This is a genomic window from Psychromonas sp., from assembly GCF_041586535.1.
GTDB lineage: Bacteria > Pseudomonadota > Gammaproteobacteria > Enterobacterales > Psychromonadaceae > Psychromonas.
The window spans coordinates 25,156-36,983 of sequence record NZ_JBFGZY010000014.1; the positions used below are offsets into that span (position 1 = coordinate 25,156).

Sequence of the window (11,828 nt, forward strand, 5' to 3'; positions counted from 1 at the left end):
TTGTGCTTACTTTATATTACAGGGTAATAACAATCAACTTTAATAACAAACTAGTTGTTATATAACCATGTTACTTCAAAATGCTTTGTCAGGCACGAGCTCGGAGACCAGAGCAAGACGCAACATGAGGTAATGGTTATTCCCTTTTCGATTGCTGCAACGCAGCACTGGTTTTCGAGCTAGCGCCCCGTAGGGCAAGGTACATTGCACCAATCTGCTTTGTTATAAAATTTCTCTGTAGAATAACTATACTGCAATTTTATGCCTGGCATCTCGGTACAATTTGCCTTGCTGACTTTGCATCTTGAAGTAGCATGGGTATATATAACCAAACCACTTGAAAATGCAGGAATCAGCAAGTTGAGAGGTGACTCCTTTCTTGTAAATCGAATTTGCATCTTGAAGTATCATGAGTATATGCAGCTTACATTTAACGGAATTTTGCCAATATTCGGCTTAACAGGCTGTGTTCCTCGTCATCCTCTTCTTTTTCTTCTTTTTGTAACAATTCAACGCGTTTATTGATTAATAAAACAACCTCGGCAAATGAAGCATTCAGTGCAAAAGGAAAAGCTTCCTGACAGTGGTTAATCCCGAATATATTGATCTTCTTTTCTTTTATCAACTGCATAGTTTGGCTATCTAAAGTCAGGTTAATCCGGTTAGCTGTCGGCATCAATATGGTGATAGGATCAGATAATAAGCCGCGCGTAAACAAACGCGTTACGGCTTGTATCTTCTGATTAATCCCGCCAATCGCTAACACATTGCCATGCTGATCTAATGCGCCGGTAACAAATAAGTTTTGTTGTACCGGAGTCTGCGCATAACAGGAGGTTACTGCCAGTAAAATAGCTAATGCAGCGCTATCACCATCACTTTCCTGATAGGATTGTTCAAAAACCACATTGCAGGAAAGTGGAAAATGATGCACATGAGTAAAAAGGTGGTTCAGGTAACCCTGGACTATCAGGGTACTTTTAGCATGTATATTACCTGCTAATTCGACTTTTCTTTCGACATCGATAATTTCACCATCACCAATCATATCACTTGCGGATACTCTGAATATCTCACCAAATTCGGTGGGATACCCCATCAACTCGACGACAGACAAGCCGTTTATCTGTCCGGTTTCCTGCCCCTGCAATTGTATTTTTAATTGTTTTTCAAGCAACGCCTGATCAGTAAAGTTTTGCGCTAATGATTGAGACTGTGATTGTAATTCAATCACCTTTTGCAGGTGTTGTGCTTCCAGTATATCCGCCTCAGGGTTGAATAATTGCGCATAGCGAAGCATTTTTTCAATCACTTCAGGTGAAAAAAGCAGCTTTTTCTGGTGTTCACACAAACTTGAAAGGTGATGAAATAATAACGCAAATGCCTCTACCGATAATGGGGTTAACTTATTGTTGTCTATCAACTGCAGACAGAAATTCTGTAACCTCTTAATATTTTCATCTGTCGCGTCCAATTGGGTAGATAATTCGGCAAATAACGAACCAACCTGATTATATTCCGGATCAATTTGTGCTAACTCATCGAGTTGATAGCGGCTGGCGACCAATATGATTTTAGTATTTACCTGATCTAATGGCGGTTGCGGGTATTTTTCTTTAAATTTGTAACCGTTAACAGCCGATGTAGCAGGTAAAGTACGGGTAATTAAGAAAGACTTAATTAAAAACCATAATGGAGGATTTACTAATAGGGGGCTGATATGCAGAATCAGGCAACCATGGTTAAAATTGAAAATTTCTCCTTGTTCAAAATAGATGTTTTTTTCTTTGCTTTGATTGAGTCGTCCGAATAATGTTTCCTGATTGTAATTAAGCAGTGCAAGCATTGGATAATCCGGCGTGCTGGATGCAAAAATCACACTGGTCGCGGCCTGCCAGTAAAGGGAGTTAAATACCAGCAAAGGTTGTGGTAATTTCTCAAAATGGCTGACAATTTGAGAGACAATAGGGTAAATCGATAACCAATTAAGTTCATTATCAGTTTGTTTTGTTAATTGGGCGGTAAAGTCCGGGGAGCATTGTGCGGCAGTGAAGGGTAACAATACTTTCTTATTACCGCCTTCTGACGAAGATTCAGACTGAGTTTTTGGGGTATTTATAGACAAATTAGCAACTCTAAATTTGCTTATTATAAGTAGCGAATGTCAATGTTGCAATGAGTAAGGCTAAATACTCATTGCATCCATACCCATGTTACTTCAAGACGCCCTGCACCCTGAAGTAACATGGGTATATTATCCGATTACAACTTGTATTTATTATAGGTTTGTTTCTGATATTTTTTTTCGCAGTGCTCACAGCGCTTTGTTGCAGGTGCTTCAGTTAACCTTGTCATGTCCAATTCTTCTTCACAATCTGAACAGAAACCATATAAACCCATTTCAATATCATTTAAAGAAGCATCAATACTTTTAATCTCTTTTATCTTATGTGATATGGAAGAGATTTCCATTCTTGAAGTTAATTCAACTAATTGATCAATAGATAACTTTTGTATCTGTTTGGCAGCCATTTTGTGGCCGGCATGGTCTGATCTCATTAAAATTTCTGAAACATCATTACGTAACTTTTCCAGAGACGCTAAAAGCTGTTTTTTAAAGTCATTTAATTTATTGGCATCAATAGGCGCCATGGGAATATCCTGTTTGCTAATCATTCTTCGCATACTAATGGCTGCATGTGAGTAACCTTATGATTTATGTCAAATTATTTTTAAAATATAAAATAAAGCAATGATCCATTTGATATGGATCAGGAAATGGTGTATACCCGTTTTTTATTTGTGGTTTCTTGGTTGCGAAGTTTATGAAGTCACATAGTTGAAGTTTAAATATTAATTTAACGATGACGGAGAGTTTGAACATTTATCAGCTTGGAATCAGTAAAAAAGTGCGTATGCTTGTGCGTTAAGTTGAATATTGCTCATCTATTGAAGAGCAATATTATCGGGCGGTTAATTTTTGTTCGCGATAAAAGCGTTTTAATCGCGATGCGAGGCGTGTCGCCATTCTAAGTAAGTTCCTTGCAACAAAGAGTAAAATGCGTTTAGCCCTGCCCTCCGGGCAGCGCTTGTTGGCTATTTTTACTGCGTTATCGCCTGTTTATGTAGAATAACTACACTACGCAGGCTCTGCCTTGCATAAAGAGCCAACAAACTGCTGCAAAAACAATCTCGAAAGATCAACAGACACTAACAGCTTCATTTATTCAGCAGTGTGAGCGAAGGTAAAATTTTACTGACCTTATCAAAACACTCCTGATATTCAGCGTCTGCATTTGAGTCCGCAACCAGTCCGCCTCCAGCCCAGCAATATATAGTACCTTCGTAGCAGAGCAGGGTTCTGATCGCAATGTTGGTATCGCTCTGTCCATCTCCGTTAATATAACCGATACTGCCGCAGTAAACCTCGCGGTGATGCGGCTCTAATTCCGCTATTATTTCCATGGCGCGTATTTTCGGAGCTCCGGTAATGGAGCCGCCCGGAAAACATGCGCGTAACAGATCTTCACTGCTATGAGATTGATCCAACTGGCCGACGACGGTGCTCACCAGATGATGCACGGCCGGAAAACTTTCAATAGCAAATAACTTAGGGACAGAAACACTGCCCGGTAAACATACTCGGCCGATATCGTTGCGTAAAAGATCCACTATCATCAGGTTTTCTGAGCGGTCTTTTTCCGAGTTTAATAATGCCTGTTTGCTGATTGTATCCTCTGTTAAATCAGCAAAACGCGGTCTTGTGCCTTTAATCGGTTTTGTTTCAACAATATTATTATGCAGTTTAATAAAACGTTCCGGTGACAGAGATAATATGACATGTTCGGGTAAGCGTAAAAATGCCGCAAAAGGCGGGCGGTTATCTGCCAATAACCTCTGATAAGCCTGGTATTCATCACCGGCATAATCTGCCTGGAAGCGTTGTGCCAGATTCACCTGATAACAATCACCGGCGAGTATATATTCTTGTATTTGAGAAAACTTATCAGCATATTGTGATTTTGTCATATTCGCTTGCCAGGACGATAACAGGGTAAAGTTTTCCCTGCCGGTAACGTTCAGGCTTTGCTTTTTTAACCAGTCAAACCTTTGCTGCCATAATATCCGGATATCTTGATCATACCCATGGTGTTTATGAACCACTAAATAATGTTGTAGTTGCTGATGATCAATGATTAACGCCCAGTTGTAAAAACCCACCGCCATTTCGGGAAGTCCGAGTCCGGTAGGCTTGTGCGCATTGTTAATATTTTCAAAAGAGTAACCCAGTTCATAGGAGAAGTAACCTAACACCCCTCCGGTAAAAGGCAGATCAGTTTCGATTTTTTGATTACAAAATAATTTTTCACGCAGGTTTTGCTGTAGAGAAAGAGGATCTGCATGGTCGTAAAAAATTTCATTGCCCTGATGAATGCAGCTTTTACCTTGATAGGTGCGCATATTCGCGATCGGCTCGGCACTGAAGATTGACCATCTGCTATCAAGATGATCCCTGTCAGCTGATTCAAGCAGAATCCCCCAATCTAAGCTTGCAATCTGTTTTTTTATATTTTTAATTTCATCGATGGTTAATGAAATAGGCGCTATTAATATATTTGAATTGGTTTTAGTCATATTTTTTAGAATTCAGGCAACAATTTTGTGATAAATGCTTTGGTGGATATGTAGTTACAGATTAACATTCTCTTTTGTATATATCAGCCTTTTATAGCCAAACAATTAGATGATGCTGATTCGCGTATCTGCAAGTGGCTTGGCTCATTACCTTCTTTTTAAGTAATTACTCAGGTCGTCGCTATTTAAGCCTATTTCATCGTTGAAAAATGCTCACAAATTCATCTGGAATGAATTTGAACATCCGAAGGATGACCCATAGGGCAAAGTACAGGATGTACGTCGTATTTAAACAACTAAACGGCGCTTTTTAGCCTTGAACTAAGCATAAATAGCTTAACCCTGAGCATTTACTGTCTATTTTTGTATAAAAGTACTCTTTTTAACGTGGTGCTGAGTAGATATACTTTTTTATTTATTACACGGAGTTTATATGACTATTATTAAGCAGCAAGATTTTGTTAACAGCGTTGCTAATGCATTACAGTTTATCTCTTATTATCATCCTATTGATTTTATAGAGGCGATGCATAAAGCTTACCTTGCTGAACAAAACCCTGCCGCAAAAGATGCCATTGCCCAAATCCTGATTAATTCCCGTATGTCCGCAGAAGGTAAACGCCCAATCTGCCAGGATACCGGTATTGTCACCGTTTTTGTTAAAGTCGGCATGAACGTGCAGTTTGAAGGTGAATTAACCCTGCAGGAATTAGTTGATTCGGGGGTAAGAAAGGCCTATACCGATCCGAGCAACCCGTTGCGGGCTTCAATCGTTGCAGACCCGGCGGGACTGCGTAAAAATACTCAGGATAATACCCCGGCTGTTGTCCACGTTGAGATGGTTAAAGGTGATAAAGTTGAGGTAATGGTTGCGGCGAAGGGCGGCGGCTCGGAAAATAAATCCAAAATGGTCATGCTTAACCCTTCAGATTCAATTGCTGATTGGGTTGAAAAAACCGTCCCAAGCATGGGAGCAGGATGGTGCCCGCCGGGGATGCTAGGCATAGGAATTGGCGGCACGGCAGAGAAAGCGGCGGTAATGGCGAAAGAGTCTTTAATGGAATCCGTCAATATTTTTGAGCTGCAGGAAAAAGCGCAAAGTAATCCGGATCAATTAAATGCGGATGAAAAATTACGTCTGGAAATAATGCAGCGCGTTAATGCATTGGGCATCGGGGCGCAGGGCCTCGGCGGGTTAACTACGGTACTCGATATAAAAATTAAAAGTTGTCCGACCCATGCAGCCTCATTACCTGTTGTAATGATCCCCAATTGCGCGGCCACAAGACATCTCCATTTTACCCTTGACGGCAGTGGTGAAGCGCAATTAGAGACACCGAAATTAAGTGATTGGCCGGAAATCTCCCGTGCTGAAGGTGAAAATGTCCATCGTGTTGATGTCAATAAGCTCACTAAAGCAGATATGGCGACTTGGAAAAGTGGTGATACGCTGCTTCTATCGGGAAAAATTTTGACCGGACGAGATGCCGCTCATAAACGTATTCATTCCCTTATCAGTTCAGGAGAAGGGCTTCCGGAGGGGGTGGACTTTAACGGCAGATTTATCTATTACGTCGGGCCCGTTGATGCGGTAAGAGATGAAGTGGTTGGTCCTGCCGGTCCGACAACCGCCACAAGAATGGACAAGTTTACCGACTTTATGCTTGAAAAAACCGGCTTACTCGGCATGATTGGTAAATCAGAGCGTGGTCAGGAAACCGTAGATTCCATTAAAAAACATCAATCTGTGTATTTAATGGCCGTTGGCGGCGCTGCTTATCTGGTTTCCAAGGCAATAAAAAAATCACGCGTGGTTGCTTTTGCTGATTTAGGCATGGAAGCTATTTATGAATTTGATGTTGAAGATATGCCGGTTACCGTGGCGGTTGATAGTCAGGGCAATAATGTCCACCAGCAGGGGCCTGCTCTGTGGAAGATTAAAATCAATGAGATTAATAACAAAATAGACGAATAATGTCGTTTTTTATTGATTGAAAATTTGGTGATGGTATAACACCCTTTGAAATATACCCTGATTGTATTAAAGGAATAATTATGTTTGAACAAGTTAGTATGGCGCCAGCAGATCCCATTTTAGGATTAACTGATGCATTTAAAAATGATCCCCGTGCTGAAAAAATTAATTTAGGAGTTGGGATTTATAAAAATGAAAATGGGCAGACGCCTATTTTAGCCACGGTTAAAGAAGCTGAAAAACGCCTGTTAGCTGAAGAGACAACAAAAAGTTATCTGACTATTGAAGGGCTTGCCGCTTATGGTGTTGCTGTTCAAAAACTTTTGTTCGGTCAGGACTCGGAAATTTTACAATCCAATCGCGCCCGCACTGCGCAAGTTCCTGGTGGAACCGGTGCACTGCGTACAGGAGCTGATTTTGCCGTTACAAAACTTGGTATAAAAAAAATATGGGTGAGTAATCCGACTTGGGCCAATCACGGCAACGTTTTTAAAACAGCTGGTCTTGAGGTTGCCCAATATGATTATTATAACCCGGAAACTAAAGACTTGGACTTTTCTGCAATGCTGGCTTCATTAGAGGGAGTTGAAGCAGGTGATTTAGTACTTTTTCATGGCTGTTGCCATAACCCGACAGGGATTGATCCAACTTTGGAACAGTGGGAAATTCTAGCTAAGTTGATCGCAGATTTAGGCGCAATTCCATTTTTCGACTTTGCCTACCAGGGATTTGCCAAAGGTGTTGAAGAAGACGCGCAGGGGCTGCGAATTTTTACCGAGTATAATAAAGAATTATTGGTTGCTAACTCTTTTTCTAAAAACTTCGGTTTGTACAATGAACGTGTCGGTGGCATTACCTTAGTCGCTGAAGATAGTGAGATTGCAGAATCTGCTTTCAGCCAGATTAAATCAGGTATCCGTTCTAATTACTCGAATCCTCCTGTGCATGGTGCTGCCATCGTTACCACTATCTTAAATGATCCTGAACTTTATTTGCAATGGGACAAAGAAGTTGCAGATATGCGTGATCGTATTAAAGAGATGCGCGAATTGTTTGTCGCAACGCTAAAAGAGATTGGTGTTACAAGAGATTTTGATTTTATCAATGGTCAGAATGGTATGTTTTCCTTCTCCGGTTTGACGGTTGAGCAGGTAAACCGCTTAAAAGAAGAGTTTGCTGTGTATATTGTTGGTTCAGGCCGCATTTCCGTGGCCGGTATGACGAAAGATAATATGCAGCCTCTATGTCATGCCATTGCTAAAGTAATCTAATCTGAACTGGTTAATTTTAAGATAAGGTTGCTTATAGCAAATTAAGCAACCTTATCTTGTTTTTGCCAACATATCTGAGTTTATAAAAAATATATGAGTAGTCGAATAAAACAAAGTTTGTTGTTTCTTGATAATCTGAAAAAAATTCCGCTTGCCGTTGAAGATGTTAATTGTCTTTTTTCGACCAAATCATTTAAAGCCGAATTATTAAAACAGATTAGCGCAGCAAAGAATCGTATTTACCTCGCTGCACTTTATCTGGAAAATGATCAGGCCGGTGAAGAGATTCTATTAGCCTTATATCAGGCTAAAAAAAACAGGCCCTCATTAGATGTGGTAGTGTGTGTGGACTTTCACAGAGCCCAACGGGGCTTAATAGGAGTGGGTAAATCGGAGGCAACAAATGCTTCCTGGTATCAGGAAGTTGCCCGGGCTAAAGGCCTCGGAGTTAAGATCCTTGGTATTCCCGTTAAACGTAAAGAATTGTTCGGCGTACAGCACCTGAAAGGTTTTATTTTTGATGATCAAGTACTTTATAGCGGCGCAAGTATTAATAATATTTATCTGAACAATAATGATAAATACCGTCTGGATCGCTATTGGTTAATCAAAAATAATGAGCTGGCGGATTCTCTGGTGCGTTTTTTACAGGTGCAATTTTTAAATAGTGACGCAGTCGCAACATTAAATAGTGAAGTGATTCCGGATTTTGCATCGCTTAAAATGGCACATAAAATATTAAGCCATAATTTGAAAACGGCAGCATATTCTTTTGACGGTCAACTCCAGACTGAACAGTTAGCGGTTACGCCGTTATTTGGATTAGGCGCACGTAAAAATAACTTGAATAAGACGATTCGCAGAATTTTCCAGGGTACCCAAGAAGAGCTAATTTTATTTACGCCCTATTTCAATTTACCGAGTGCTATTGCACGTGACATTAGTGCTTTATTAAATCGTGGTGTAAAACTTACCATTGTTGTCGGTGATAAAACGGCGAATGACTTTTTTATTCCCGATGACCTGCCTTTCAAAACCATTGGCGGCTTGCCTTATCTTTATGAAAGTAATCTTAAAAGGTTTGTCCAGAAACATCAGCAGTCAATTAATACAGAGCAATTAAATATACACCTTTGGAAAGATCAAAATAACAGTTTCCATTTAAAAGGGCTTTATTCGGATAACCGTTTTATTATGCTAACAGGGCATAATCTTAACCCCAGAGCATGGCGTTTAGATATAGAGAACGCGCTTTTAATAGATGATCCTAAACAGGAAATAAAAGGGTTAATGGATAACGAACTGTTGAGTATATTAAAAAACACCCAGAAAATTACTCACTTCAATGAGATTGAAGATATTACAGATTACCCGGTTAATGTTAAAAAACTATTAACGCGCATGCGTCGATTCAAAGCGGACAAATTGGTAAAAAACCTTATTTAACCGGCCTGAACTCGAATACGGGTCTCCGGTTAGCTTATTTAGTTAACAAATATAATTTCAACTGCCAGATGCGCGCAATTATTAGGCACTTGGTATCAAATAGCTAAATAGCAGTTGTAATGTCTGCTTCGTCAAGTATAATTCTTTTCATCAAGTGGTTAATTAAGCTCTTGATAACAGTGACAATGGTAGGCTTCTTGGTTCCTCGCATTGATAACTTGTTAACCTGGTCAGAGCCGGAAGGCAGCAGCCATAGCAAGTGATTCAAGTGCCGAGGGTTTGCTGGGGAGTCTACCACCCAATTCCCGCTCCAATCATTCTTAGCTTTCCAAAGGTCTAATGATGACTCAATACCAATCTAGGTTTGATACTTCCCTAAAAAAACAACACTTTCTCCCAAAATACTGGCCGACATGGTTTTTAATCGGACTGCTCTTTATATTCAGCTATCTTCCTATTAAATGGCGGGATCGTTTTGCTGCATTTATTGCTGATAAAATATATAACGCTAAATTTCTCACAAAACGAAAACAGATTGCCTTTACCAATTTAGGTTTATGCTTTCCGGAGTACAGTCAAGCTGAAAAAGATGCCCTGATGCGTGAAAACTTACGCTCTGTGGCACAAATATTATTATCCCTTGGTGAAATTGCATTCCGCAGTCGGAGATTTTTAATTCAGCGCATTAATTTTATCGGTGAACATTATATTAAAGAAGCTGAAGCACAGGGGAAGTCAATTATTTTTCTGGCACCGCACTGCTATGGTTTAGACTTTGCGGGCGCTGCCGCTATTTCCGCAAGGGGCTACCCGTTATCAAGTATGTTCAATGATTACCGTAATCCTATTTTTGACTGGTTTGTGACCGGCTATCGAACCCGTTTTACAAAACTGGCAGGGAAAGGAACGTTATACCATCGCTCGGAAGGATTAAAACCCGCGATTAAAAGTTTGCGTGATAAAGCGCATTTTTATTATCTGCCTGATGAGGATCATGGCCGGGAAAATAGTATTTTCTGTGATTTTTATGCCTCAAAAAAAGCAACTTTACCGGTTATAGGCCGTCTGGCCAAGTTAGGGCGCGCAGTTGTTATTCCCACTTATACGTCTTATAACGCTGCAACCTCCAAAATTGATGTAATATGCCATGCGCCACTGGAAAATTTTCCAAACGGTGATGAACAGCATCAGACTGAGTTGATGAATCGAGCTATTGAAAAAGTGATAGATGAAAATAGAGCACAATATATGTGGACGCTTAAGCTGTTAAAAACCCGCCCCGAGGAAGGGCTGGATATTTACAAAAGATAGCTAAGGTAAAAGCGTCTATCCCCATATACTTGAAAATGCTTTGTCAGGCATCTTGAAGTAACATGGGGATAAGTTTCAGTGAAAAATCATCCGCTATTTTCAGCCGTCATCCTGCGGGCCGTGCACAGCCATAAATCAGCAACACTCTTTTACTGCGCGTTTAAACGCTGCCCGGTGATACCTATACTTTCATCGCTCAGTAAATACAGATAGCTGGGCATAATCTCTTCTGTTGTCTTTAATAAAGAACTGTCTTCTGCCGGATAAGCACTGGCGCGCATTGCCGTGCGTGTAGCGCCCGGGTTAATGGCATTAAAACGTAACTGACTGTGCTCATATTCATCCGCTAAAACCTGCATCATACCTTCAGTGGCAAACTTGGATATGCTGTAAGCCCCCCAATACGCTCTGCCCTTATGACCGACACTGGATGTGGTAAAAATGACCGATGCTTGTGGTGCCAGTTGTAAAACAGGGAGCAACGATTTGGTTAGTAAAAATTGTGCGGTCAGATTGGTCTGCATGACTTCATCCCAGGTTGATTTTTCAATCTGCGCAAATGGGCCTAATGTACCTAATTGACTGGCATTATGTACCAGCCCATCGAGTTGGCCATACTCCCGTTTAATGGTATCCGCCAGGTCGATATAATGCTCCTCGCTGGCACCCTTTAAATCAACCGGTAAAATCGCAGCTTGCTGCTTGTTCAGCAGCTCAATTTGATCGTAAACCGCTTCTAATTTTTTGACAGTTTTGCCCAATAAGATGACTTTTGCACCAAGGTCTGCACATTGCAACGCGAGATTTTTACCAATTCCCGCACCTGCTCCTGTGATCAGAATTGTTTTGCCTGTTAAACAGTCAGGTTGTGCTGTAAATTCCTTCATAGGGTCTCTCAGATTGTTAAATAAGTAACAATATTAACTTTATTTCAATAAAAGACTCAATCTCTTTTGTGCCTGAGAACAGTTTTTGTCATGATATGGTGAAGGTCTGTTGATCCTGCGCGGACAAATTGCTGTAAAAATGCATGCAAAAGGTCAATAGCCCCTAGGGTCTTATATGGACTCCCGCCGTATGTCAAAAAGAAATTACAAACAAAGTTAGATGCTGGCTTATATACGGGCTCAAGTTGAGGAGCTACCTCTGGCCTCTCATATGTTTTCGCACCTTCATGACTTTTCTGTTGA

Annotated in this window: 9 protein-coding genes and 1 other RNA gene; 5 read left to right on the top strand and 5 right to left on the bottom strand. The window is 40.6% G+C overall.

The features are described 5' to 3' along the window. Positions 1-430 precede the first annotated feature (430 nt). From ABZA00_RS02955 to pabB, 3 genes are all read right to left on the bottom strand, one after another. The gene (locus ABZA00_RS02955; RefSeq protein ID WP_372880657.1) at positions 431-2,125 is read right to left on the bottom strand and encodes an AAA family ATPase; all 1,695 of its coding nucleotides are present in this window, start codon (positions 2,123-2,125) and stop codon (positions 431-433) included. A gap of 137 nt (positions 2,126-2,262) precedes the next feature. Further along, positions 2,263-2,652 (bottom strand): TraR/DksA C4-type zinc finger protein, encoded by a 390-nt coding sequence (locus ABZA00_RS02960; RefSeq protein WP_372880658.1) that lies wholly within the window; start codon positions 2,650-2,652, stop codon positions 2,263-2,265. Positions 2,653-3,219: 567 nt separating this feature from the next. Beyond that, a complete protein-coding gene (gene pabB / locus ABZA00_RS02965) occupies positions 3,220-4,635 on the bottom strand; it encodes an aminodeoxychorismate synthase component I (protein WP_372880659.1) in 1,416 nt (471 codons plus the stop codon). Positions 4,636-5,068: 433 nt separating this feature from the next. Between pabB and ABZA00_RS02970 the strand changes: the two genes are divergently transcribed. From ABZA00_RS02970 to lpxM, 5 genes are all read left to right on the top strand, one after another. After that, positions 5,069-6,610 carry a fumarate hydratase gene (locus ABZA00_RS02970; protein WP_372880660.1) on the top strand — a complete coding sequence of 514 codons (1,542 nt, stop codon included), beginning with the start codon at positions 5,069-5,071 and terminating at the stop codon, positions 6,608-6,610. A gap of 80 nt (positions 6,611-6,690) precedes the next feature. Further along, the gene (locus ABZA00_RS02975) at positions 6,691-7,881 is read left to right on the top strand and encodes an amino acid aminotransferase (RefSeq protein ID WP_372880661.1); all 1,191 of its coding nucleotides are present in this window, start codon (positions 6,691-6,693) and stop codon (positions 7,879-7,881) included. Positions 7,882-7,974: 93 nt separating this feature from the next. Beyond that, entirely contained in the window at positions 7,975-9,327 is a 1,353-nt protein-coding gene (gene pssA, locus ABZA00_RS02980; RefSeq protein ID WP_372880662.1) for a CDP-diacylglycerol--serine O-phosphatidyltransferase, read from the top strand. Between the two features lie 194 nt (positions 9,328-9,521). Beyond that, positions 9,522-9,619, top strand: an RNA gene (gene ffs / locus ABZA00_RS02985) — signal recognition particle sRNA small type. 50 nt (positions 9,620-9,669) lie between these two features. After that, positions 9,670-10,638: a lauroyl-Kdo(2)-lipid IV(A) myristoyltransferase gene (lpxM, locus tag ABZA00_RS02990; protein WP_372880663.1), complete on the top strand. Its 969-nt coding sequence runs from the start codon at positions 9,670-9,672 to the stop codon at positions 10,636-10,638. Between the two features lie 149 nt (positions 10,639-10,787). Here lpxM and ABZA00_RS02995 read toward each other — a convergent pair whose 3' ends face one another. Further along, the gene (locus ABZA00_RS02995; protein ID WP_372880664.1) at positions 10,788-11,525 is read right to left on the bottom strand and encodes a YciK family oxidoreductase; all 738 of its coding nucleotides are present in this window, start codon (positions 11,523-11,525) and stop codon (positions 10,788-10,790) included. Positions 11,526-11,581: 56 nt separating this feature from the next. Further along, a partial coding sequence (locus tag ABZA00_RS03000; RefSeq protein ID WP_372880665.1) for a hypothetical protein occupies positions 11,582-11,828 on the bottom strand: 247 nt, incomplete at its 5' end.